Raw genomic sequence first — 24,646 nt, 5'->3', positions numbered from 1 at the left:
TGTCCGGCCCTCCGGTGCCTCTCTAGTATGACCTTCCCCGACACCAATGATCAGTCTGCCGCACTATGGAAGACACCGAAGTTCTCATCGCCGGCGGCGGGCCGGTTGGCCTCATGATGGCCCTCGAACTGACGCGGTTCGGTGTCCGCGCCATCCTGGTCAATGACGGGGCCGAGACCGCGCTCCATCCGAAGGCCAACGCCATCAACGCACGATCGATGGAGCATTTCCGCCGCCACGGGCTGGGGCCGACGCTGCGCGCGGCCGCCCTGCCCGCGGACCACCCCACCGATGTCGCCTATGTCACCAGATTGACAGGGCGCGAGATCGCCCGGCTACCCATGCCCTCGTCCAGGGATGCGGTCGCCGAGGGCCGGGCCGGGACCGGGCCCTATGACTGCGCGGAGCCGCCCCATCGTTGTTCGCAGATATTCCTCGAGGCGATCCTGCGGGATGCCGCACAGACCCGACCCACAATCGATGTCCGTTTCGGTCATCGATTGGAGGATTTTCGCCACGCAGACGGCGGGATCGTCGCGGTGATCCGCGACGTCGCCGCAGACCGGACCTATGAAGTCGCCGCGGCGCATCTCGTCGGTGCCGACGGCGGGCGCAGCGCGGTGCGACGTCAGCTCGGCATACGCTATGCGGGTGAGGGCGGTGTCGTGCGGCGGATGATGGGTGGGGCAATGATGGCGACCTTCTTTCGCGCCCGACGCGATGCGGGTTGGCTGACCATCGATCCGGCTTGGCAATATTGGGTCGTTGCGCCGGATGTTCGTGCGCTGCTGCTTTCGGTCGATGGCAGGGACAGGTTCACATTGCTCACCCGGATTCCTGACGATGTGGACCCGGACACCATCGACGATCGCGCCCTCATCGCCCGGGCGGCGGGCCGTCCGGTCGACATTGAAATCATCCTTCGCCAGCCATGGACGGCGGGGCATGCGTTGCTGGCGGAGTCGTTCGGTCGAGACAATGTCTGGCTCGTCGGTGATGCGGCCCATCTTTTTACGCCCACGGGTGGGCTCGGCATGAATACGGGTATCGACGATGCCGTGAACCTCGCCTGGAAAATCGCGGGAACAATACAGGGCTGGGGCGGCACCGGTCTGATGGCCAGCTACGAGGCCGACCGTCGCCCCATCGGGGCACGCAACCTGGAGTTCGCCCGCGGCTTTGCCGAATCCGTAGGCAGCTTCGAGGTTGACTCGGCGATCGAGGATGACGGTGCGGCCGGCGCGTCCGAGCGGGCGCGGCTGGGTGCGCATCTCACCGATCACGGGCGTCGCGAGTTCATTATCCCCGGAATTGCGCTCGGGGTGCGCTACGAGGGTTCGGCGCTTGTCTGGCCGGACGGTTTACCCGAAATTCCTGACGACCCGTATGACTACATTCCGACCGCGCGGCCGGGGCACCGGGCTCCCCATGTCTGGCTCGAAGATGGTCATGCCCTGTGTGACCGTTTCGCGGACGGCTTCACCATGTTGCGAACGGATCTATCTGTCGATGCGGCGCCACTTCTTGACGCCGCTGGCGCCGTCGGCCTTCCGGTCACGTTGCTCGATATGGACGAGATTGCCGTCGCCAAGCGCTACCAGGCAGCGCTGGTGTTGATCTTCCCCGACGGCCATGTGGCCTGGCGCGGCGATGCGCTGCCGGAAAATTGTACCGCATTGATCGACCGGGTGCGCGGCGCCTGACAGGGTTTCTAGAGCGATGAACTCGGCCGCGCCTTGACGGCCTCGAACCAGCGCAGTGCATTGCCGGCGTCTTCCGGCAGGGTGAGTTTCAGCCAGCCGGCGAATTCGACGGCGACGAAGGCCATGATGTCGGCGGCGGAGAAGGCATCGCCGCCGAGATACTCCCGGTCGGCGAAGGTCTCATCGAGCAGTTCGAAAAAATGCCCGACCCGGGTTTTGCCGCGTTCGGCCAACTCCGGGATTTGCGCGTAGTCATGGGGGCCGGTTAACGCCCGGTCGGCCAGGCGCTTTGCGGCGTTGCGCAGCCCTTCGCCGACGGCGAGGAAGCCCTCTTGCTCGGCCCGCCAGACCCAATCCGCGACGGCGGCCTTCTCGTTCGCGTCACGGCCGAGGAGCATCGGGTCCGGGTGGATCTCCTCCAAATAGCGCCAGCAGCCCTGGCTCGTGAAAAACCGTCGCCCGTCATCGGTTTCGAGCACGGGCACGGTGCAGAACGGATTGATGGCCCGGAACGCGTCGCCCATCTGCTCCTGTTCTCCCAGATTGACCTCGACAGCTTCGATCGTGTCGGTCAGGCCTTTCTCGGCGATGAACATACGCACCAGGCGCGGGCTTGGTGCCGTTGAACAGTCATAGAATTTCATCGGTTGGGTTTCCCGTGGAATTGGCAGGGTTGCAGCTTAGGCGTTCGGGGGCCGGCGCTTCAATCGCCGCTTTGACCGCTGCGTCATTCTTTGACTTGCCAGTGATCGGGCACGCGCACCGCCTCGTCCGCGCCCGGCCAGGGCGGCATGGTCGTAAGCACGAAACGCAGCGGTTCATCGCCCAATGTGCGGAACTGGAAATGGGTGCCCAGCGGGATGGTCAGGGCGGTACCGGCTGAGACGGCGGTGACCTCTTCGGCGCCGTCGAACGACCGCCAGACTTCGCCGTCGCCTGACAGGAAGTACCAGATTTCCTCGACCGTGCGATGGCACACAGCCAGCGAGGTGGCACCGGGCGGCAGGGTGCAGTGCGCGAAGGTACCACCCGGCCGCACGCCCATCACGCGAATTTCCGAGCCGTCCGGTGCGATCGCATCAACGTTTTCGCCGAGGCGTGCGGTTTCGAATGTCTGGGTCCCAGGCGTCATGAAGTGTTCTCCCGGCAAGTGCATGAGTTGATTTACCGAGATGTGAAGCAGGAGATCGATGGACGTCAAGGCGACCTGGTTCGTTACATCGTTCAGGCGCCGCCGATCGTGTCCTGCATCGTCCGGTCGAACCGCGGTAGTTCAAGATCGGTTTCGGCACCGTCGTTGGAACTCCCCGCCGTGCAGGCGCTGAGTGCCAACAGGGACAACAGGCCCACACCAATGAGGCGCGACGGCCGGGCTTTCGGGCTTTGTTTCATCTGGTTCGTCATCATGAATCACAGATGGGATGCGCCGGTTACAAATCCAGCCACAGAAGTGTGAAGTGCTCGTGGGTGCCGTACGCCGTTTGTTGACCCTAAAAAACCCTTTGATTTCAGCGTTCATAACTCATTTTCACAAAAATATGCTGGACTCTCGATAATAATGACGTAGGTATATGTTGAATAGTTTAATACACAATATAATAGTGTGTTTTATGGATAACCTGCCGATCTTCTTTCGTCTTCGTTCGCGTCCCGTCCTGCTCGTCGGGGCAGGTGGCGCGGCCGTCGCGAAGGCACGTTTGCTCCGCGCCGCAGGCGCAGACATCCGCGTTGTCGCGGCCCATGGCCTGAGACAGTTCGAGGATTGGGCCGCGCAGGGTCATGTCCATTGGGATCGCCGTCCGTTTGATGCTGCAGATGTTGCCGGCATGACCCTGGTGATTGGCGCGACGGGCCATCAGGACGCAGACGAAGGCGTGGCCGCGGCTGCGCATGAAGCCGGAATTCCGGTCAATATCGTCGACCGGCCCGAGCTCTCGTCCTTTATCGTACCCTCGATCGTGGATCGTGCGCCGGTCACGATCGGAATTTCAACGAACGGCACGTCGCCGGTTCTGGCGCGCCGGCTGCGCGAACAGATTGAAACGCTTCTCCCGGCCAATCTCGGCCGGCTTGCAAGTTTTCTCGACAGTTTCCGAACTGCGGTGAAGGCCAAGATCGACGGGTTTGATTCCCGCCGACGGCTCTGGGAAGAAATCATCGACGGACCCATCGCCCGCGATGTTCTGACAGGCCGTGAGTCGGTCGCGCGTGAGGCAATGCTGTCGCGTATCAATCGACGTGCGGACAACATGCCCGCGGCGGGCCATGTCGATATTGTCGGCGCCGGCCCGGGCGACCCGGAACTGCTTACGGTCAAGGCCCTGCGAGCCCTGCAGGACGCCGACCTCGTGATCCATGACCGTCTCATTGGCGATGGCATTCTTGATCTCGTGCGTCGCGATGCGGAACGCATCTATGTCGGCAAGGCGCGCTCCAATCATTCCGTTCCCCAGGATCAGATCAACGAGCTTCTGGTCGCGCATGCGCGCGCCGGGCGCCGTGTTGTCCGCCTGAAGGGCGGCGACCCGTTTGTTTTCGGGCGTGGTGGCGAGGAGCTGGACAGGCTCCGTGCGGCGGGTGTCAGCGCCGCGGTGATCCCGGGAATTACGGCGGCGACCGGTTGCGCGGCGTCCGCCGGATTGCCGCTGACACATCGCGATCATGCCTCCGCCGTGACCTTCGTGACCGGCCATGGCGTTGACGGTGAACCCGACGTGGATTGGGCGGCATTGTCGGGACTGCGCCACACGCTGGTCGTCTATATGGGGGTGTCCCGCGCCGGCAGCCTCGCCGCGAATCTGATCGCCCATGGCCGCGCACCCGAGACGCCAATCGCGATCATCGAGAACGGCACGCGACCCGATGAACGAGTCATCACCGGCACCCTGGCAAATGTTTCGTCGCTGGTCCGCACCGCACAGGTCGGCGCGCCCGCCCTGATCGTGATCGGCGAAGTGGCGGCGCTGGCGGATGCCGCGCGCGAACTCGCATTCAACACGGCAGGCATTACCAATGCCCGGGCCGTTTAGGAGACAGAGAAGATGACACAACAGGTGATTTCGGCAAATCGGCTGGGCGACGGGATCGTCGTCTATCTGGCGGCGGACAGCAGCTGGTCCGAACGCATCTCGGGCAGCGTGATCGCGATGGACGAGACGGCTGCGGACGCATTGCTCCGGGAGGCGAAACAGGCCGAGCAGGATCGGGTCGTCATCGACCCCTACCTGATTGACGTGGCCGAAGTGGATGGTGTGGTTCGTCCCATCAAATACCGGGAGTTCATTCGCGCGACCGGGCCGAGTGTACGGCCGGATCTGAGCAAGCAGAGTTACGTGCCCGACACGGGCGCATAGAGGAAAGAGTCGCATGTATATCTACGATGAAATCGACCAGACGATGGTCGACCAACGGGTCAACCAGTTTCGTGACCAGGTCCGCCGTCGTATCGCCGGGGAACTGAGCGAGGACGAATTCAAGCCGCTCCGCCTGATGAACGGCGTGTATTTGCAGCTGCATGCCTACATGCTGCGGGTCGCGATCCCCTATGGCACCCTGTCGGCCGAACAGCTTCGCAAGCTCGCCTGGATCGCGCGTAAATATGACCGTGGTTACGGCCATTTCACGACCCGCCAGAACCTGCAATACAACTGGCCGAAACTCGAAGAGCTTCCGGACCTGCTGGCCGAACTGGCGAGCGTGCAGATGCACGCGCTGCAGACCAGCGGCAATTGCATTCGCAACGTCACCGCCGATCAGTTTGCCGGTGTCGCGGCCGACGAGGTGATCGATCCGCGCATCCATGCCGAGATCATCCGCCAATGGTCCACCCTGCACCCGGAATTCACGTTCCTGCCACGCAAGTTCAAGATCGCGGTAACCGGTGCAGAGACCGACCGTGCCGCGGTGAAGGTCCATGACATCGGCCTGATCGCGAAGCGCGATGTGGCGGGAGAGCTCGGCTTCGAGGTGATTGTCGGCGGCGGTCTGGGCCGTACCCCGATGGTTGGGCCGACCATCCGTGACTTCCTGCCGGAGCGCCACCTGTTGTCCTATCTGGAGGCGGTTTTGCGGGTCTATAACCAGCTCGGCCGACGCGACAATATGTACAAGGCGCGGGTCAAGATTCTGGTGCACGAAACCGGCGCCGAGAAATTTACCGAGATGGTCGAGCGCGAGTGGGAGCAGATCCGCGACACGGCCGTGGACCTGCCCGCCGGCGAACGCGAGCGGATCGCGGCCTTCTTCAATCCGCCGCTCTATGACAAGGCCGAGGATGCGGCGGAGACCCTGACCCGCCAGGTCGCCGGGGATGCGGATTTCGCGCACTGGGTCGAAACCAACGTGGCGCCGCACAAGGCCGACGGCTACGCCATTGCCAATATTTCTCTGAAGCCCATCGGCGGGGTCCCGGGGGACGCGTCGGCGGAGCAGATGGACGCGGTGGCCGCACTGGCGGAGCGATTCAGCTTCTCCGAGATCCGGGTGACGCACGAGCAGAATCTCGTGCTGCCTCATGTGCGTCAGGATGAACTCTACGCGGTTTGGCAGACCCTGAAATCCTACGACCTGCACACGCCGAATCTGGGCCTCGTCAGCGATATGATCGCCTGCCCCGGGATGGATTATTGCGCACTGGCCAATGCCCGCTCGATCCCGCTGGCCCAGGAAATCAGCGAGCGTTTCGCCGATCTCGATCGCCAGTATGATATCGGCGAGCTGAAGCTCAAGATTTCCGGCTGCATCAATGCCTGCGGCCACCATCATGTGGGCCATATCGGCATTCTCGGTGTCGACCGGAAGGGCGAGGAGTATTACCAGATCACCCTTGGCGGCAGCGGCGCGGAGGACGCCAGTCTGGGCGATATCGTCGGGCCGGCCTTCCCTTACGACAAGGTGGTCAATGCGATCGAGACGCTGGTCGATGCCTACCTGGGCGTGCGTGCAGACAACGAACGTTTTCTCGATACCTATCGTCGGCTCGGCGCAGATCCGTTCAAGGAGGCCCTCTATGGCGTTAATTAAGGATCGGGAGCTGTCCGAGGACAGCTGGGTTCATATCGAGGATGGCGTACCCGTGCCGTCAGATGGTGGTGCGATCGTGTCGCTCGAACGCTGGCAGGCCGAACGCGATGCGCTTTCCGGCCGTAACGCGCCGATCGGCATCCGCCTCGACAGCGATACGCCCGCCGAAAATCTCGTTGCCGATATCGACCGGCTCGACCTCATTGCCGTGCCGTTCAGCCAATTCAAGGACGGTCGGGGATATTCGACCGCGCGGTTGCTGCGCGAGCGGTATGGCTTCACCGGGGAGCTGCGTGCGGTGGGAAATATTCTTCGTGACCAGCTGGCGTTTCTCGAGCGTTGCGGTTTCGACAGCTTCGAATATGCGGGCGGTACGGATGCGACCGAGGCGCTCCGGGCGTTCGACGAGATAGAGGTTGTCTATCAGACCGCGACGGACCGTCGGCAATCGGCGGCGGCAACGCGGAACCACCCGTCGCGTGCATTCTCCAACGGGACGAGCGGATAGGCCATGCGCGGCGAATTCGAGGCGCCTTCCCAGTCACATAACGCGGCCCATATGCGGGCTGCGCGGTTGATGAATCTGGTGCCTGACGGGGCCGGCGACAAGGTTTTGCGGGCGGCGATCGAGGATGTATTTCCGTTCCGCGTCGCCGCACTTTCGTCATTTGGCGCGGAGTCGGCGGTCGTCCTGCACATGATCGCGGCAATCGATCCTGCGCTCCCGGTGATCTTTCTCGATTCCGGGCAGTTGTTTGCCCAGACACTCCAGTATCAGCAGGAACTCTCCGAGCGTCTGGGGCTGACCAATGTCCGTGTGCAGCACCCGGACAAGCAGGACATCGCGAAGGCGGACCCTGACGGGATGCTGTGGAAGTCCGACCCGGAAGCATGTTGCCATCTGCGCAAGGTTGTTCCGATGGAACGGTCGCTCGAAGGGTTCGACGCCTGGATCACGGGCCGCAAGCGGTTCCAGGGCGGCCGGCGTGTCACGTTGCCGGTCGTTGAGGTCGAGAACAAGCGTGTGAAAATCAACCCGCTCGCCGGCTGGTCGCCGGACGATGTGGAGGCCTATTTCGCAACCCATGACCTGCCGCGCCATCCATTGTGGGAGTTCGGCTATCTGTCGATTGGATGCCACCCTTGCACGCGTCCCGTCGCGGCCGGGGAAGATCCGCGCGCCGGTCGCTGGGACGGTCTGGACAAGACCGAGTGCGGCATCCACGGAAACCCCTGGGGCTAGGGGCAGGCCCGGAACGAAAAAACCGGCGCCCCGTCTGGCGAGAAGGGGCGCCGGCTTCGTTTCAGTATCGGGTTCCGCCTACTCGGGAATCGGCAGCGGCTGATCGTTCTCCGGAATATTCCATGCGGCCTGAACTGCCGGGCGGTCGAGCATGGTCATGTACCAGCGGCGTACATTCGGATACTCGTTGAGGTCGATCTCCTGCCAATTGTGGCGCGCGGCCCAGGGCCAGCAGGCCATGTCCGCGATCGAATACTCGTCGACGATGAAATCGCGGCCTTCGAGACGCTTGTTGAGCACCCCGTACAGTCGCCGCGCCTCTTCCTCGTAACGCTTGCGCGCATAATCGGACGCATCGGGGTTGTACTTCGTGAAGTGGTGGACCTGCCCCAGGATCGGGCCGTAACCGCCCATCTGCCACATCAGCCATTCCATCGTGCGCCAGTAGGCGTCGCGGTCTTTGGTGTTGAGGAACTTGCCGCTCTTCTCGGCAAGATACAGCAGAATCGCGCCGGTCTCGAACAACGGGTAGTCATTGTTGTCGCGGTCGACGATCGCCGGAATCTTGTTGTTGGGGCTGATCTTCAGAAAGTCCGGATCGAACTGGTCGTCGTTTCCGATGTTGATCGGACAGACCGTGTAATCGAGCCCGGTTTCCTCGAGCATGATCGCGACCTTGCGGCCGTTCGGTGTAAACCATGTGTAAAAATCGATCATCCCAGATCTCTCTTCCCTGTCATCGTTGTGTGGGTGTGAACCTATTGACCGTCTGAAATACGGTCAATTGCCGGAGATTCACAAGTTTTATGTATTATCCGGGGCGTTTCCAGACAATGAACTGGCGGGTCACCCCGTCCGGGCCAAGGCCGGAAAAGACCATTCTGGCGCCGTCTTTGGTGATCTCTCGTGACAGCGCCATGCCGACCATGTTCGGGTCCAGCGCCGTTTGAATGTTGTGGGTGACCGTGTCGTTCTCGAGGCTCCAGGTACCGGCGTAGTTGAAATAGCTTGAGAACCCTTCGGCACGTTCCTCGTCGCCCGGACGATCGGCGGGCAGGAAACGATCCGCGAAATGGGTGATCGCGGACATGTAACCATCCGGCGTATACATGATCATCCCACCCGCGTCGCGCCCCATCGGGTGACTCCGCGTTCCGTCCTCGCTCTCGGAATACATCTCATCCAGTACCCAGGCGCCCACAAGGTCGTTGTCGCTAAGTGCCATTTCCAGTCCTCGAATTCGTTCGACGCGGGAGCCTAGTGCCTTCGCTCGAAAGTTTGAAGCAAATCCGTCATCGGTCGCGTTGATACGTCTGGGCGCGTCAGGCAAAGTCGGCGCTCAACCGCATTTTGTTTCAGAATCGCTCAACCGAGGACCATGCCGTGCCCCACAATCTGATTCCCCGGCCGCGTAAGGATACGCTCACCCTGACCGTGCTCGACAGCGGCCGCGTTGATACCTGGCGCAAGGACCTGACGCCGGCGCAACGCGCCTGGCTGGATCAGACGGGGTTTTCCGGGCGCCCCGGCGGCTGGGCCATACTGCCGAGCCAGAAGGGCGGCGTGAAAGGCGCGGTGTTTGTCACCGGCGCGGACAGCGATATGTGGTCCTGGTCCACGCTCGCGACCCTGTTGCCGAAGGGCAGCTACCGGATCGCCGGACGACTGTCGAAGGCCATGGCGAACGACGCGGCCCTGGGCTGGGGGCTGGCGGCCTACGAGTTCACCCGGTACCGAGCGGCGCGAACCAGCCGCCCCGACCTGGTTTGGCCGGCGGATGCGGATCAGGCCGCGGTTCGCCAGATGCTTGACGCGACGACCTTGTTGCGTGACCTGATCAACATCCCGGCCGAGGATCTGGGCCCGTCCGAGTTGACCGGCGAGGCGCGCAAGGTTGGCCGAAAATACAAGGCGCGGGTGCGTGTGATCGCGGGCGATGCCCTGTTGAAGGCGAATTATCCGATGATTCACATGGTCGGGCGTGCGTCGGATGACGCGCCGCGGTTGATCGATATGCGCTGGGGTACGAAGGGCCCGCTGGTGACACTGGTGGGCAAGGGCGTCTGCTTCGATACCGGCGGCCTCGACCTCAAGCCCGCCGCAGGGATGCTGCGCATGAAGAAGGACATGGGCGGTGCTGCCCATGCGCTGGCGCTCGGCCAGTTGATCATGGCGGCGAAACTTCCCGTTCGGCTGCGGGTGCTGATCGGGGCGGTGGAGAATGCCGTGTCCGGGAACGCCTACCGGCCGTGGGATGTATTGCAGACCCGCAAAGGCATCACGGTCGAGAATGCCAACACGGATGCCGAGGGGCGTCTGGTGATCGGCGATTGCCTGGCCGAAGCCAGCCGCGAGAAGCCCGACATGCTGCTGGATTTCGCGACCCTGACCGGGGCCGCACGGGTCGCCGTCGGCGCCGGGATGGCCGCAGTGTTTGCGAATGACGACAAGCTCTATGGCGATCTGGAAAAGCATGGTGCTGCCGCATCCGATCCGATGTGGCGCCTGCCATTGCACAAGCCCTACCGAGCGTTGCTCGACAGCAAGGTGGCGGATATCTCCAGTGCGGGCGACGGGCCGTTCGGCGGGGCGATAACGGCCGCGTTGTTCTTGCAGGAGTTCGTCGATGACGATGTGCCGTGGGCGCATTTCGATATCATGGCGTGGAACACCGGGGACCAGCCGGGTCGCCCGACCGGCGGCGAGGCGCAGGGTCTGCGCGCGGCGTTCGGGGCCATCAAGGCGCGCTTCGGCAAATAGGCTATCGCCGGGATCAGTCCCCGGCTTCGTAGCGGGCGATTTCCTCCGACAATGCCGCGGCCAGGGGCGCGAGCTGCGCGGCATACTTCACATGCCGACCGAGGCCGGCGGTGTTTATCGGACGGCGCACCTGGGCATAGCTCGCGGTCTTGATGAACCGTTGGTTCCGGTCGAACGCCAGGCAGGCATCGTCCCAGGGAAGGTCGCAGAATTCCAGGATGGCCGCGACGGTTGGCGCGGGGTCTGTCACCAGATCATCGTAGCGTAGATCGAAGCGCGGCAGGTCGAGCACACCGGACCAGAATGCCATGAGCGCGTCATAATGCCTGTAGTAGTCGGCAAGGCTCTCGATGCTTCCTGCAAAACTGTTCTCATTCTGGAAGTTGCGAAACAGGCAGGACAGACAAACATCGAGCGGATGGCGACGGCAGTGGATGATCCGAGCGCCAGGAAGGGCCTGCCAGATAAATCCGAGATGCTCGAAGTTGATCGGCATCTTGTCTGTTACGTAGCGCGAATCGGCCGAGATCTCTGCCAGATGGTCCAGATAGGTTTCCGCCATGGCGTCCAACGCTGACGTCGAGGTCGTTTCCAGCGACGCCGGGTAGCCCTCAATGGCGCGCGAAGCGAATTGGATATTGGGGAGTTCGCCGCCGCCGGTAGTGTCAGGATGACTATCGAGGATCTGCTCGACGAGTGTTGTGCCGGATCGCGGCATTCCTAGAATAAACAGAGGCCTCGAACTCAAAACAGATGCCCGGGCAAGGTTCGGGATTTTTTGAGGGGCGAAAGTCTCACGATAGGCGTTGAATCGCTCTTCGGTGGCGGCGCGGTCATAGGGAATCGATGAAACCGCATTGGCCGCCAGGCAGGTTTCAAAGGCGCGTGGATAATCGCCCAGCTTCTCCTGGAGCCCGGCCAGCATGAACGACAGGCCGCGGCGTTCGAAACGGTTCGAACGAATCTGCTGCAAGCTGTCTTGGATGAGCCCGGCTACCCGGTCGAGGGGCAGAATCGGTTCGCTCAGGTTGAGGGCGACCTGGCCACAGGCACGGGCGAAATCCGGCGACTGCGCGCCTGTCTCAAGGAATGGCAGGAGTAAATCAGCGGCGGCGCGGCTATCCCCGGAACGGTCGAGAATGCCGGCCTTGGAAGAGACAGCGGCGAGGTCGTCCGGTGTTTCGGCGAGCAGGACGTCGATGATTTGAAGCGCTTCGTCGAACTCTCCTTTTGCCCGCAGCATCTCCGCAAAAATCCGCGCGATGGCGGGTTGAATTCCCGCCGCCTCGTAGGCGGGGCGCATGAATTCCACAGCCTCGTCCCGGTGTCCCGAGCGGCTGATGATCGTGGCGATGTTGACCCGTGTGCGCATGTCGTCGGGGGCGAGGGCGATCGTCTCGCGATATATATCGAGCGCCCTTTCCGGATCGCCGGACAGGTAATGCGCATCCCCGAGCGCCGACATGATATCGGCCCTGCCGTGTGCGATCCTGTTTGCCTGGGTCAGAAATTCGATCGCGTCGTCATGGTTGCCCTGCGCGGCGCAGGCGCGCCCGAGGCTGAACAGGATGTCCGGGTCGTTTGGGCGCTCTCGCGCGCATTTGCGCAAGAGCTTTTCACCCACCGCGTGCCGTCCGGCCATGAGCTGCACGACGGCAATCCGGTACTCGGCGCGAAAGTCCGCCGGATCGTGTTTCAGAATTTTCCGATACGTGGCGATCGCCGCGTCATGCCGGCCGCCGCGTATGTGGTTTTCGGCCTGTCTGAAAAGTTCCGTGGTCGACGCCATTACCTGGATTCTGTCTCGCGTTGGGAGGTGTGCTAATCGTTTCGGATCCGTGACCGATTATGACGAACCGCACGTTGTGCTGTCATGCGCCGTTGTCGCCTGTGGTTCGCGTTGAATATATAATATTCATTTATGGATATTATTATTTTACATAATTGGTGATTGGATCAGCGAGGCGCTAGAAAGGGTTCTAATACAGTTTACAAAAGCTGCCCTGGGAGGCCCCGATGGTTAAACCGATTCTCCAGACCTATCCCGTTATTCACGCCGAGAGTGAAGAAGAACGTGAGAAGCTGCGCCCGATCGGCCGCAACAAGGAACGCTATCAGGAGACCGTTCAGGGCTGGCATGAAGTCATCATGGCGGCGGACAACCTCAACTTCTGGGGTGTTGCGACAATCGAGCATCACTTCTGGTCGGAAGGTTATGAGGTCGGCCCGGCGCCGGCGATCATGGACGCGTATTGGGCCGCGATCACGAAGAATGTGCGTGTCGGCCAGCTCGGCTACGTGATGAGTATCCAGAACCCGATCCGCGTGGCCGAGGAGACGGCGATCATCGATCATCTGTCCCAGGGCCGCAGCTTCGTCGGTTTCGCGCGCGGCTATCAGAGCCGCTGGACCAATGTGTTCGGCCAGCATTACGGCACGACCTCGACCAAGTCGCCGACGGCCGCCAAGAACAACCAGACGGCGGTCGGCGCCGGCTTCGCCCAGAGCGGTTTCACGATCTCCGACAAGGACGTCAAGAACGACCAGCACAACCGTGATGTGTTCGAGGAGAATATCGAGATCGTGCTCAAGGCCTGGACCCAGGATTCGATGAACCACAAGGGCAGCGCCTGGCAGATACCGTATCCCGGCGACACGGGTGTGGATGACTGGCAGCTGGCCCAGGTCGGTGTCACCCAGCGCCTCGGCGCCCTGGATGAGGTCGACGAGAACAACAATGTGGTGAATGTCAGTGTCTGCCCGTCGCCCTATCAGGACCCGCACCCGCCGGTCTTCGTGTCAGGCAGCGGCAGCCCCGAGACGATCGACTACAACGCGCGCATGGGCTTCATCCCGACCTATTTCACCGACATCAACACGGCTGCACCGCTCGGCAAACAGTATGCCGAGACTGCGGCCGCGAACGGCTTCAACTGGTTGCCGGGCCAGAACCAGAACATCGTGCGCTGGCTGCAGATCGCCGAAAGTTACGATGCGGCGGTCGATGCGGTGATGGCCCATGATTTCGACATCTGGAAGAACTTCTACGCCGCGATGGGCCGCCGGAAGCTCGATGAAGCCGATGTCATTGGCTCAATGCTCGATTCCGGCCTGTACTGCATCGGTACGGCGGACTCGGTCCGCGATCAGCTGGTCGCCCAGTGGGAAGCGATGCCGGCCGAATACATCACGCTGATCTATCACTATGCGCAGATGCCGAAGGACAAGGTCATCAAGAACATGACCCAGTTCAATGAGGTGGTGAAACCGGCGCTCGACGAGATAACCGCACGCGCAGGCCATGATATGGCCGAAGCGGCGGAGTAGACCCGGAGTCATATCGGGGGAACGCGAGACTGAAGGGTCGCACCTGGTGCGGCCCTTCTGTTTTTCGACCCTCCTGTTTTCGACCAAGGGAGATCTGGGATGTTGAAAATTCTCGGGCGCGCGACGTCCACGAATGTCCAGAAGGTGCTGTGGTTCTGTGACGAAGCCGGGCTTGCCTATGATCATGACAATGATATCGGCGGTGCGTTCGGCCAGAATGACACGCCGGAATATCTGGCATTGAACCCGAACGGCAAGGTGCCGACCGTCATCGACGATGACTTCGTGATGTGGGAATCGAACAGCGTGATCCGCTATCTCGCTCGCAAGCATAAAAGCCCGCTTTATCCGTCGGAGTTTGAGGCGCGGAATCTGGTCGAGCGCTGGATGGACTGGGAGCTGTCGGTCGTGGCGCCGCATCAGGGCACCGTGCTGGTGGGATTGGTGCGCACGAAGCCCGAAGACCGGGACAATGCGAAGATCGAGGCCTCCCGCCAGGCCTGGGCGCGCGGCATGACCATTCTTGACGGGCAGCTTGGCAAGACCGCGCATGTTGCCGGCGATGAATTCACGCTGGCGGATATCCCGCTCGGGCCCATCGCCCACCGGTTTTTCAGCCTCGACATCGAGCGGCCTGACCTGCCCAACCTGCGGCGTTGGTACGAGGCGCTGTCGGCGCGTCCGGCATTCCGGAAATGGTGCCTGATCGAGATGGCGTAGGTGCGTACGCGTTAGTAGCCGAGCGCCGTATCCACCGGGTTGGACAGCGCCTCGCCTCGCCCGTGCCGGCCGATATCGTCGAAGATCTGGGTGACGACGCTGCGCGGGTCGGTGATGGCCGCATTGTGGGGCGTGACCGTGATCTGGGAGTGATCCCAGAAAGGATGATCGCCGGGCAAAGGTTCCTGGCGAAAGACGTCGAGCGTGGCGTGTGCGAGACGTCCGTCTTCCAGCGCGGGAATCAGATCTTCCTCGACCAGATGCCCGCCGCGCGCCGCGTTGATCAGGTAAGCGCCCTTGGGCAGCTTCGAGAACAGGTTCGCGCAGAGGGTGCCTTCTGTCTCGGGTGTGAGCGGGAGCAGGCAGATGAGGATGCGTGAGCGGCCGAGCAATGCGTCGAGGCCGCCCCGCCCGTCGAAGCAGGTGACCCCCGGGATATCCTTTGGCGTCCGGCTCCAGCCGGCGACATCGAAGTTGAGGCCCGCAAGCATTTCGGCGCAGGCCCGGCCCAGTTCGCCGAGCCCGAGAATGCCGACACCCTGCTCGTCGGCCTGGCGCAGTTCACGCGCGCGATCGTCCCAGACATGGTCGCGCTGCTGCTGGTCGAGCGCGGGCTGATTTCTGTGATAGCGCAGCGTATGAAGCAGCACATACTCGCGGATGCCCGCCGTCAGATAGGGGTCGACCACGCGCACGACAGCGACGCGTGTGGGGAAATCCGGGTCGGCGAACAGATGATCCACCCCGGCGCCGAGCGAGAAGACGATGGCGAGGTTGGGCAGGCTGGCCAGTACGCCGGCGGGCGGTTTCCAGGCGAGCACGTAGGTAATCTCGGCCGGATCACCGACATCGGGCCAGATCCGCACGTCGAGGTCGGGCTCGCGCTGCTGGAGTTCACGGGCCCACCAATCGGGGCGGTCATGGGAAGCGATGATCAGGACGGCCATGGGCAATCAACCGTGACTCAGGTCGATACCGTGTCGCCGGCGCCGACCGCGGCAAGATCGAAGGCGGCGGCCATCAGCGCCTTGGTATAGTCCTCGCGGGGGCTATCGAATATCTCCGTCGCGGGACCCTGCTCGACGACCTTGCCGTTCTGCATGACGATCACATGGTTGGAGATTGCCCGCACGACCTTCAGGTCGTGGCTGATGAACAGATAGGCGAGCTTGTATTTCTCCTGCAGGCCACGCAAGAGATCGATGATCTGGGCCTGTACCGAACGATCGAGCGCCGAGGTCGGCTCGTCCAGCACGATGAATTTGGGTTTCAACACCAGCGCCCTGGCGATTGCCACCCGTTGCCGCTGACCGCCCGAGAATTCATGGGGATAGCGGTGCCGGGAGTCGGGGTCGAGGCCGACTTCCTCCATCACCTGGACGATCATCGCGTCGCGCGCGGCGGCCGTGTCGCCGATGTTATGGACCTTGAGGCCCTCGGCGATGATCTGCGCGATGGACATGCGCGGCGACAAGGAACCGTAGGGGTCCTGAAACACGATCTGCATCTCCCGGCGCAACGGGCGTAGTTGCTTGGTTCGCAGGCCCTCGATGGCGTTGCCCTCGAATTCGATCGGGCCATCCGAGGAAATCAACCGCAGCAGGGCCAGGCCGAGTGTGGTCTTGCCGGAACCGGATTCGCCCACGACCCCGACGGTCTGGCCTTCGCGCACCTCCAGGGTGATTCCGTCCACGGCGCGGACATGGTCCACGATGCGGCGCATCAGGCCCGCCTTGATCGGAAAATGAACCTTGAGGTCGTCGGCCCGGACAACCTTCGGCGCGTCGCGCACCGGCTCCAGCGCGGCCCCGGAGGGCTCGGCGTCGAGCAATTGCTGCGTGTAGCTGTGGGACGGCGCGGCAAACAGCGCCTCGGTTTCACGCAACTCGACGATCTCGCCCTGTTGCATGACGGCGACCCGGTCCGCCATCTTTCGCACGATCCCCAGGTCATGGGTGATGAACAGGATCGACATCTTGAATTTGGCCTTCAGGTCGTCGAGCAATTCGAGGATCTGCGCCTGGATCGTGACATCGAGAGCGGTGGTCGGCTCGTCGGCGATCAGCAGCTTGGGTTCGTTGGCGAGCGCCATGGCGATCATCACGCGTTGTCTTTGGCCGCCCGAGAGCTCGTGTGGATAGGCGTTGAGGCGTTGCTCGGCGTTGTTCAGGCCAACGAGCTTCAGCAGTTCGAGCGTCCGCGCGCGCGCAGCCTGGCGTGCCAGCCCCTTGTGGACAAACAGGACCTCGTTGATCTGCTTATCGATCGTGTGCAGCGGGTTGAGCGACGTCATCGGCTCCTGAAAGATCATCGCGACGTCGTTACCGCGGATGGCGCGGAGCGTTGCCTCCTCGGCGCCGAGAAGCTCCTGTCCCTCGAACCGGATCGAGCCGTTCGGATGGCGCGCGGTCGGGTAGGGCAGGAGCTGCAGAACGGACAGCGCGCTGACGGATTTCCCCGAGCCGGACTCGCCGACCAGGGCCAGGGTCTCGCCGGGGGCGATGTCAAAAGAGACGTTCCGCACCGCGTGCACCAGCCCGCTGGGGGTCGCGAAGTCGACGGACAGGTCCTTGATCGAAAGCAGGGGTTTCGAGCGTGATGGATCGGCCATCATCCATGGTCTCCGGTAATCTGCTTGCGCGGGTCGAAGGCATCACGCACCGCCTCGCCGATGAAGATCATCAGGCTCAGCATGATCGCGATTGCGAAGAAGGACGTAAAGCCCAGCCAGGGGGCAAAGAAGTTGTCCTTGCCCTGTTTCAGCATCTCGCCCAGCGACGGTGACCCGGGGGGCAGGCCGAAGCCGAGGAAATCGAGGGAGGTGAGGACCGTGATGGAGCCGGCCGTGATGAAAGGCAGGAAAGTCAGGGTCGCGACCATCGCGTTCGGCAACACATGGCGGAACATGATCAGCCTGTTGCCCATCCCCAGCGCACGTGCCGCGCGCACATAGTCGAAGTTGCGCGCGCGCAGGAATTCAGCGCGTACGACGCCGACAAGCGACATCCAGCTGAACAACAGCATCAGGCCCAGCAGCCACCAGAAGGTGGGCTCGACGACGGAGGCGAGGATGATCAGCAGGAACAGGGTCGGCAGGGACGACCAGATTTCGATGAAGCGCTGGAACAGAAGATCTGTCCAGCCGCCGAAGTAGCCCTGCACGGCCCCGGCCGCGACACCGATCACGCTGGCGAAGACTGTGAGGGTGAAACCGAACAGCACCGATATCCGGAACCCGTAGATCAGTCGCGCCGTGACGTCGCGGGCCTGATCGTCGGTGCCGAGCCAGTTCTGCAGGGACGGCGGCGAGGGCGCGGGCACGGTAAGGTCCGTTACCGGCGTGTCGAAGCTGTAGGGAATGAGCGGCATCACCAGCCAGCCCTTTTCCTCAATCAGCTCGACGACGAAGGGGTCGGCGTAATCCGCCTCGGTCTCGAAGTCGCCGCCGAAAACGGTTTCGGGATAGCTGTTGAAGACGGGCGTGTAGAAGTCGCCGTCGAAACGTACCAGCAGGGGTTTGTCGTTGGCGATGAACTCGGCAAACAGGGTGAATAGGAACAGCACAAGGAAAATCCACATGGACCAATAGCCGCGCTTGTTGGCACGAAAATTGACCAGCCTTCGCGCTGTCATCGGCGTGATTGCCACGCCCAGCAGGCGGCGGCGTTCGGCAGGGTCGTACCGGGTGTCGTCCGCGACCGTCATCTCAAACCTCGCGGCTTTCGAAATCGATGCGGGGGTCCACAGCCACATAGGCGAGATCGCCGATCAGGTTCATCACCAGCCCGAGCAGGGAGAAGAAGAACAGGGTCCCGAACAGGACCGGGAAGTCGCGGTTCAGCGCCGCCTCGAACCCGAGCAGCCCCAGCCCGTCGAGGGAGAAGATCACCTCGATGAGCAACGAACCGGTGAACAGAATGCCGATGAATGCGGACGGAAAACCGGCGATCACGATCAGCATGCCGTTCCGGAAGACGTGCCCGTAAAGCACGCGCTTCTCGGTCAGGCCCTTCGCCCGGGCGGTGACGACATATTGCTGATTGATCTGATCCAGAAACGAGTTCTTGGTCAGCATCGTCAGGCCGGCGAAGGCCCCGATCGTCAGGGCCAGCAGCGGCAGGGTCAGGTGCCAGAAATAGTCACCGATTTTGCCGAGCAGGCTGAGCTCGGACCAGTTGTCGGACACGAGCCCGCGCAAGGGAAACCAGTCCACGAAGCTGCCGCCGGCGAATAAAACGATCAGGAGAACCGCGAACAGGAATGACGGCACTGCGTTGCCGAAAATGATCACGCCGCTGGTCCAGATATCGAACCGGCTGCCGTCATGGACCGCCTTTCGAATGCCCAGCGGGATCGAGATCAGATAGGTGAGCAACGTGGTCCAGAGCCCGAGGCTGATCGACACAGGCATCTTGTCGAGCACAAGGTCGATGACGCTACGCTCCTGGAAGAAGCTGTTGCCGAAATTGAAGGTGGCGTAGTTCTCCATCATCGTGAGGAAACGTTCATGGATCGGCTTGTCGAAGCCGACCATCGCCTCGATTTCGGCGATCAATTCGGGCGGTAGGCCACGCGCGCCGCGATATTTGGATTCGAAGCCGCCGCCCTGATCGAGGCGCTGCTGCTCCCCGAGACTGTCCTGGTTGAGGTCGGAGCCGCCGCCGCTCACCCGCGACGTGGCGTCGACGGCGTTGCCCTGAATCTGCGCGATGATCTGTTCGACCGGGCCGCCGGGCGCGGTCTGGATGATGGCGAAGTTGATGAGCATGATCCCGAACAGGGTCGGGATGATCAGCAACAGTCGGCGGATGATGTAGGCGAGCATCGGGGTAACCTAGCGACGCGCGTGAATCGGCGCTACTGGCCGTCCGGCGAACGCCTGCCGGTTCCCAAGGCGGCCTCCCTGGCGGGATCGACCCACCAGGCGGAGATGTTGGTGGCCTCACCCAGCATCGGAATTTTCTCGGGCCGGCCGAACTTGTCCCAGAAGGCGATTCGATCGACGGGCAGGTGGAAGTGGGGGATCACATAGTTGCCCCACAGCAATGCGCGGTCGAGGGCACGGGTTCGTTGAACCAGGCTCGCGTGCGAGGGTGCTGAGATCACCAGTTCGATCAGTTCGTCGATCACCGGATCCTCGATACCGATCAGGTTGCGCGATCCGGCGGCTTCGGCGGCCCTGGTGCTCCAGAAGTCCCGCTGCTCGTTGCCGGGTGACAGGGACTGGCCCCACGACCCGATAATCATGTCGTAGTCGCGCGCGTCGGTCCGGTTCTGGTACTGGGCGCTGTCCACGACCCGGACTTTTGCCGCGATACCGAGACGTTCGAGATTTCGGGCGAAGGGCAGGGCCATCCGCTCGAAGGTCGGCTGCACCAGCAGGATTTCGAAGCTGAACGGCGTGCCGGTCTGGGCGTTCACGAGGATGCCGTCGCGGATGACCCAGCCGGCATCCTCGAGCAGCTTGCGGGCTGCGCGAAGATTATTCCTGATGCCGCGCGCACCCGATCCGTCGGTCGTCGGCGTCGTATAGACCTGCGTGTAGAGCGCATCGGGAAGCTGGCCGCGGAAGCGCTCCAGAATCTCGCGTTCTTCTGCGTCGGCATCTGAAAGCAGCCCCCGGCTGCCGAGTTCGGAATTGTCGAAATAGCTGTCGGTCCGGGCGTAGGCGTTATAGGCGAGGTTCTTGTTGTACCACTCGAAATCCCAGGCCAGGGTCAGGGCCTGACGAACGCGGCTGTCTTTGAATATCGGTTTGCGGATGTTGAAGACGAAACCCTGCATGCCGGCCGGGCGGTCATGGGCAAACTCCTCCTTGATGATCCGGCCGTCGCGGACTGCGGGCACGTCGAACGCCGTTGCCCATTCCTTGGCGGAATTCTCGATCCAGATATCCGTGTTGCCGCCCTTGAAGGCCTCACGCGCGATGCCGCGGTCACGGAAATAGTCGATCCGGATGCTGTCGATATTGTTGAATCCCACCTGGGTCGGGTGATCGGCTGCCCAGTAATCGGGCACCCGCTCGAAGGTAAGCGAACGCCCGGGTTTGACGTCGGCAATCCGGTAGGCGCCGCTGCCGAGAGGCGGTTCGAGAGTGGTTTTCGAAAAGTCGCGCGTCTCCCAGTAATGTTTCGGGAGAATCGTCAGGTCGCCGATGATCAGCGGCAACTCGGGGTTCAAATCGCCGCCGAACGTGAACCGCACCTTGCGCGGTCCCGTCTGGGCCACGTCGGCGACGCTGCCATAGTAGAAGCGATAAAAGGGCCGGCCCTGATCACGCAATGCATGGAACGAGAAAATCACGTCGTCGACGCTGACCGGCACACCGTCGTGCCAGCGTGCATCCTCGCGCAGGGTGAACTCGACCCAGGAGCGGTCGTCCGGTGTCTCGACCGTTTCGCACAACAGGCAATAGAGCGTGAACGCCTCATCGACGGACTGCACCATCAGTGTGTCATAGATCAGACTGACGCCCGCTGGGGTGCCTTGCAGGATAAAGGGGTTGAGGCTGTCGAATGTGCCGGTTGCATCGGAGACCCGCGATCCGCCCTTGGGGGCGTCCGGATTGGCATAGTCGAAATGGGTGAAGTCGGGGCCGAATTTGGGCTTGCCGTGCATGGCCAGGGCGTGGGCCGGACCGTTGGTGCCTTCGAGCGCGTGTGCGCTGGTGAGCGCCGTTGCGGCGAGACCGATACCGGCGACGGCCGCGATGAAATGATTGCGGAGCATGACCCCTCCAGACCCTTGAATATGTTCCCACCTAAGTGGGGGCAGAAGGGGTCGGCAATCAAGGCAAACCCACGTTTTTTCACGCGGAAGTTAGTGGTCGCCGCGCCGGTGCCGTAATTCCGGCCCGGATTGGTCATTTTGTTTGAAGAATTCGCCGTTTCGGTCCGCGCGCTAGACCTTCTCGGCGGTGGCCGACAGGCCGAGCGACTGCGCGGTGTTGTCCACGGCGGCCAGGCAGGTCTCGGCGCGGTCGTCGGGAATCCAGGCTTCGATGCGAATCACGTAATCCTCGGCGCGGCCGCCCGATATGCGTTCGCAGTCCATCCGCACGATATTCGCGCCGTAGTCCGCGAAGGCTTCCGTCAGGCGGGCGACCAGGCCCGGCCGGTCGGTACCGCGCACCTCGACCCGATGGGTCACATGGGCGCTTTCCCCGTGGGTAACGCCGAGTGCGAAGGCGCTGACGGAGATTTCGGCGCCGTCGAGTTCGGGCAGCGCGGTCAGCGCGTCGCGGACGTTGCCGGCTTCGATCCCGTCCGGCAGGCGGGCGACGGCGGCAAACTCGGCGGCCGCGCCCAACACGGCAAAACTGGCGTCGCCCATATCGGCGCCCAGATCGAACAGCCGTCCGGTCAGCGCCGAAAGCAGGCCGGTGCGGTCGGGACAGGAAATCGCGATACGAACGTCATGCGCCATGTCGGGTTCCTTGTTTTCAGGCAGGTCTCAGATGGACGTTAGCAATGCCAGCGCCTCGGTGTGGCGTTGGGCGTCGCCGGCCGCGAGCACCGAGCCGGGCGAATCCATCCGTAGCGGTCGGCCGTCCCAGTCGGTGATGGTGCCGCCGGCACCCGCGACGACGACGGCGTGTGAGAGATAGTCATAGGGCTGCATGCCGGCTTCTGCCGCCATGTCCGTATGCCCCGATGCGACCATGGCGTAGGCCCAGGCGTCGGTGCCGAAGCGCGTGTCGCGCACGGCGTTCTTCAGTTTCGTGTAACGGGCGGCGTCTTCGGTGCCGAACATGTCGGGTGACGTCGTGCACAGATGTGCGTCGTCAATCGAGGCACATGATCGCGTCCGGACCACGCCGCTCTCCTTGGCGCCGTACCAGTGGCGGGTCGGCTTTCCCTGAACTCCCAGCCAGCGCTCAGCCAGCGCCGGGTAGGCGTTCAGACCCAGGATGGGTTCACCGCCGCGCACCAGCGCAATCAGGGTCGCGAACAGGGGAATGCCGTTGACGAAGGCGCGGGTGCCGTCGATCGGGTCCAGGACCCACACAAGATCGGCATCGAGCCGTTCGCTGCCATGTTCCTCGCCCATGATGCCGTGTTCGGGATAGGTCTGGTTGATCAGGGCGCGCATCGCCGTTTCGGCTTCACGGTCGGCCTGGGTCACGGGGCTCGCATCCGCCTTGATCTCGACATCGACACCGGCGCGGAAATAGCGCAAAGCCGCGGCGCCGGCTGCGTCGGCCAGCGCGTGGGCAAAATTTTCGAGTTCCGGATCGATCAGTTCGGACACGCTGTCACTCTCCGCATATGCAAAGCGGCGCATGAAGCGCCGCCTGCAACTTACTTCCTGTGGCGGGAGACCGCTACTGGGCCGGCAGCGGGAACGGCGTGTCCGCATACTGCCGAAGGAAGGCGATGATGTCTGCGCGATCCTGCGGCTTCTTGATGCCGGCGAAGGTCATCTTGGTGCCGGCCAGGAAATCCTTGGGCTTTGTCAGGAATGCGTTCAACTCTTCATAGGACCAGGTGCCGGCCATGGTCTTGAGTGCATCGGAATATGCGAAGCCCGAGGCCCTGCCCTTGTTGCCGCCAACGACGCCGTAGAGATTGGGGCCAACCTTGTTGGCGCCGCCCTTGTCGAAGGTGTGGCAGGTGGCGCATCGCTTGAAACCCTTCTCGCCCGCCGTGAGATCCGCGGAGGCCAGCAACGGGCCGACCGGCTCGATCGACGGTGCTTCGGGTGCTGCCGTTGTCGGGGCCGCGCCTTCGAGCACGTCGACCTTGTAGGCGTTGGTTTCGAGATGATCGGTGTGTGTTGCTTCGTTAATCACGATGCCGATCGCGAGCGCCACTGTCAGCGCCACGAGGACCGATCCCCAAATCTTGTAAGACTCGCCACCCATACGTCGTATTCCCCGCTTGAACCGGATCGTTTCGCGGGCGGAATATCCCGCGCGCCGCGAATTTAGCGAGCGATCGTGCACCTGTCCACGGCCCCCCGCAACGCGGTGACGGTTCCGTTCTCGCGCTTCGAGATATATCTTCCGTCTGGCCCCCCGGCCAGCGCCGATCGGGGCCTCGCGGCATTAGGTCGCAGCGCCTGCAATGGAGATCCGAACCCTGTCAAATCCCGACGATTCCCGCACCCCGCCGACAAACCCCGTGGTTCTGATTCCCGCCCGCATGGCGTCTACCCGTCTGCCGGGCAAACCGCTGGCCGATATCTGCGGTCTTCCCATGATCGTGCAATGCCTGCGTCGCGCCGAGGAAGCCGCGGTCGGGCCCGTAGTGATCGCCTGTGCCGAGGCGGAGATCGCCGACGCCGTCGTGGCCGCGGGGGGGCGCGCGGTGTTAACGGCGCCGGACCTGGCGTCGGGCTCGGACCGGATTCAGGCCGCCCTGGCGGAACTCGATCCGGACGGTACCTATGACGCGGTGGTGAACTTGCAAGGCGATCTGCCGACCCTCGACCCGGCCATCGTGCGGGCCACGGTTGCGGTGCTCGACGATCCGGACGTGGATATCGCCACGGCGGTGTGTGCCATCGCGGAAGAGGCCGAGCGTGACAACCCGAATGTCGTGAAGGCGGTGCTGGCGGGCGACGGGGCGGCCGGGTCCGGCCGGGCGCTCTATTTCAGCCGCGCCACGGTGCCGACCGGCCCGGGGGACCATTTCCACCATATCGGGCTGTACGCCTATCGCCGTGCCGCGCTGGAGAGGTTTGTCACGTTGCCGGCCAGCCCACTGGAGCAGCGCGAGAAGCTGGAGCAGTTGCGCGCACTGGAGGCCGGCATGCGGATCGATGCGGCACGCGTTGACACTGTTCCGCTCGGTGTCGATACTCCCACCGATCTTGAACGCGCGCGGGCATTGCTGGCATAGCAGGCACGCGCGTTTTCGCGAAAGAAGCC

24 protein-coding genes are annotated in these 24,646 nt (G+C 62.9%); 10 read left to right on the top strand and 14 right to left on the bottom strand.

The annotated features are described in order from the left end of the window. Positions 1-65 precede the first annotated feature (65 nt). Complete coding sequence (locus tag ABJ363_14200; protein MEP4380149.1) at positions 66-1,703, top strand: FAD-dependent monooxygenase; 1,638 nt, start codon at positions 66-68, stop codon at positions 1,701-1,703. A gap of 8 nt (positions 1,704-1,711) precedes the next feature. Here ABJ363_14200 and ABJ363_14195 read toward each other — a convergent pair whose 3' ends face one another. From ABJ363_14195 to ABJ363_14185, 3 genes are all read right to left on the bottom strand, one after another. Continuing rightward, complete coding sequence (locus ABJ363_14195) at positions 1,712-2,347, bottom strand: glutathione S-transferase (GenBank protein ID MEP4380148.1); 636 nt, start codon at positions 2,345-2,347, stop codon at positions 1,712-1,714. A gap of 83 nt (positions 2,348-2,430) precedes the next feature. Then, the gene (locus ABJ363_14190; protein MEP4380147.1) at positions 2,431-2,835 is read right to left on the bottom strand and encodes a cupin domain-containing protein; all 405 of its coding nucleotides are present in this window, start codon (positions 2,833-2,835) and stop codon (positions 2,431-2,433) included. Positions 2,836-2,927: 92 nt separating this feature from the next. Then, a complete protein-coding gene (locus tag ABJ363_14185; GenBank protein ID MEP4380146.1) occupies positions 2,928-3,095 on the bottom strand; it encodes a hypothetical protein in 168 nt (55 codons plus the stop codon). Between the two features lie 218 nt (positions 3,096-3,313). Here ABJ363_14185 and cysG point away from each other — a divergent pair, with 218 nt between their 5' ends. The 5 genes from cysG to ABJ363_14160 are packed head-to-tail and all read left to right on the top strand — an operon-like array spanning position 3,314 to position 7,968. Next, positions 3,314-4,732: a siroheme synthase CysG gene (gene cysG / locus ABJ363_14180; GenBank protein ID MEP4380145.1), complete on the top strand. Its 1,419-nt coding sequence runs from the start codon at positions 3,314-3,316 to the stop codon at positions 4,730-4,732. 12 nt (positions 4,733-4,744) lie between these two features. Continuing rightward, positions 4,745-5,056, top strand: a complete 312-nt coding sequence (locus tag ABJ363_14175; protein MEP4380144.1) for a DUF2849 domain-containing protein — start codon at positions 4,745-4,747, stop codon at positions 5,054-5,056. 13 nt (positions 5,057-5,069) lie between these two features. Next, a complete protein-coding gene (locus ABJ363_14170) occupies positions 5,070-6,725 on the top strand; it encodes a nitrite/sulfite reductase (GenBank protein ID MEP4380143.1) in 1,656 nt (551 codons plus the stop codon). Beyond that, a complete protein-coding gene (locus ABJ363_14165; protein MEP4380142.1) occupies positions 6,712-7,233 on the top strand; it encodes a DUF934 domain-containing protein in 522 nt (173 codons plus the stop codon). Before ABJ363_14170 ends, ABJ363_14165 begins: the two co-directional genes overlap by 14 nt. A 3-nt stretch (positions 7,234-7,236) precedes the next feature. Next, entirely contained in the window at positions 7,237-7,968 is a 732-nt protein-coding gene (locus ABJ363_14160; protein MEP4380141.1) for a phosphoadenylyl-sulfate reductase, read from the top strand. A gap of 78 nt (positions 7,969-8,046) precedes the next feature. Here ABJ363_14160 and ABJ363_14155 read toward each other — a convergent pair whose 3' ends face one another. Both ABJ363_14155 and ABJ363_14150 read right to left on the bottom strand, forming a co-directional pair. Next, entirely contained in the window at positions 8,047-8,685 is a 639-nt protein-coding gene (locus tag ABJ363_14155) for a glutathione S-transferase N-terminal domain-containing protein (protein ID MEP4380140.1), read from the bottom strand. Between the two features lie 94 nt (positions 8,686-8,779). Continuing rightward, positions 8,780-9,193, bottom strand: coding sequence for a lipocalin-like domain-containing protein (locus tag ABJ363_14150; protein MEP4380139.1), 414 nt, complete (start codon positions 9,191-9,193; stop codon positions 8,780-8,782). A 158-nt stretch (positions 9,194-9,351) separates the two neighbouring features. Here ABJ363_14150 and ABJ363_14145 point away from each other — a divergent pair, with 158 nt between their 5' ends. After that, a complete protein-coding gene (locus tag ABJ363_14145) occupies positions 9,352-10,728 on the top strand; it encodes a leucyl aminopeptidase family protein (protein MEP4380138.1) in 1,377 nt (458 codons plus the stop codon). Between the two features lie 13 nt (positions 10,729-10,741). Here ABJ363_14145 and ABJ363_14140 read toward each other — a convergent pair whose 3' ends face one another. Then, entirely contained in the window at positions 10,742-12,517 is a 1,776-nt protein-coding gene (locus ABJ363_14140) for a tetratricopeptide repeat protein (GenBank protein ID MEP4380137.1), read from the bottom strand. Positions 12,518-12,744: 227 nt separating this feature from the next. Here ABJ363_14140 and ABJ363_14135 point away from each other — a divergent pair, with 227 nt between their 5' ends. Next, positions 12,745-14,055 (top strand): LLM class flavin-dependent oxidoreductase, encoded by a 1,311-nt coding sequence (locus ABJ363_14135; protein MEP4380136.1) that lies wholly within the window; start codon positions 12,745-12,747, stop codon positions 14,053-14,055. A gap of 99 nt (positions 14,056-14,154) precedes the next feature. Further along, entirely contained in the window at positions 14,155-14,775 is a 621-nt protein-coding gene (locus ABJ363_14130; protein ID MEP4380135.1) for a glutathione S-transferase, read from the top strand. Between the two features lie 11 nt (positions 14,776-14,786). Here the strand turns inward: ABJ363_14130 and ABJ363_14125 are convergent, their stop codons facing one another. The 8 genes from ABJ363_14125 to ABJ363_14090 form a co-directional block, all read right to left on the bottom strand. Then, a complete protein-coding gene (locus tag ABJ363_14125; GenBank protein MEP4380134.1) occupies positions 14,787-15,722 on the bottom strand; it encodes a glyoxylate/hydroxypyruvate reductase A in 936 nt (311 codons plus the stop codon). 17 nt (positions 15,723-15,739) lie between these two features. After that, positions 15,740-17,389, bottom strand: coding sequence for an ABC transporter ATP-binding protein (locus ABJ363_14120; protein MEP4380133.1), 1,650 nt, complete (start codon positions 17,387-17,389; stop codon positions 15,740-15,742). Further along, positions 17,386-18,408 (bottom strand): ABC transporter permease, encoded by a 1,023-nt coding sequence (locus ABJ363_14115; GenBank protein MEP4380132.1) that lies wholly within the window; start codon positions 18,406-18,408, stop codon positions 17,386-17,388. The genes ABJ363_14120 and ABJ363_14115 overlap by 4 nt, the downstream gene beginning before the upstream one ends. A 73-nt stretch (positions 18,409-18,481) precedes the next feature. After that, positions 18,482-19,600, bottom strand: coding sequence for a microcin C ABC transporter permease YejB (locus tag ABJ363_14110; GenBank protein ID MEP4380131.1), 1,119 nt, complete (start codon positions 19,598-19,600; stop codon positions 18,482-18,484). Positions 19,601-19,632: 32 nt separating this feature from the next. After that, positions 19,633-21,504 carry an extracellular solute-binding protein gene (locus ABJ363_14105; GenBank protein MEP4380130.1) on the bottom strand — a complete coding sequence of 624 codons (1,872 nt, stop codon included), beginning with the start codon at positions 21,502-21,504 and terminating at the stop codon, positions 19,633-19,635. A 171-nt stretch (positions 21,505-21,675) separates the two neighbouring features. Further along, positions 21,676-22,200: an ACT domain-containing protein gene (locus ABJ363_14100; GenBank protein ID MEP4380129.1), complete on the bottom strand. Its 525-nt coding sequence runs from the start codon at positions 22,198-22,200 to the stop codon at positions 21,676-21,678. A 27-nt stretch (positions 22,201-22,227) separates the two neighbouring features. Continuing rightward, on the bottom strand, positions 22,228-23,058 hold the full coding sequence (gene hisN / locus ABJ363_14095) for a histidinol-phosphatase (GenBank protein ID MEP4380128.1): 831 nt from the start codon (positions 23,056-23,058) through the stop codon (positions 22,228-22,230). A 40-nt stretch (positions 23,059-23,098) separates the two neighbouring features. Further along, positions 23,099-23,638, bottom strand: a complete 540-nt coding sequence (locus tag ABJ363_14090) for a cytochrome c family protein (GenBank protein MEP4380127.1) — start codon at positions 23,636-23,638, stop codon at positions 23,099-23,101. 202 nt (positions 23,639-23,840) lie between these two features. On the opposite strand from ABJ363_14090, the gene ABJ363_14085 reads away from it, so the two are divergent. Then, a complete protein-coding gene (locus ABJ363_14085; protein MEP4380126.1) occupies positions 23,841-24,617 on the top strand; it encodes a 3-deoxy-manno-octulosonate cytidylyltransferase in 777 nt (258 codons plus the stop codon). Positions 24,618-24,646 lie beyond the last annotated feature (29 nt).

Source organism: Alphaproteobacteria bacterium (assembly GCA_039980135.1).
Classification (GTDB): Bacteria; Pseudomonadota; Alphaproteobacteria; order UBA6615; family UBA6615; genus UBA8079.
This window is presented reverse-complemented; position numbering and strand designations above follow the sequence as displayed.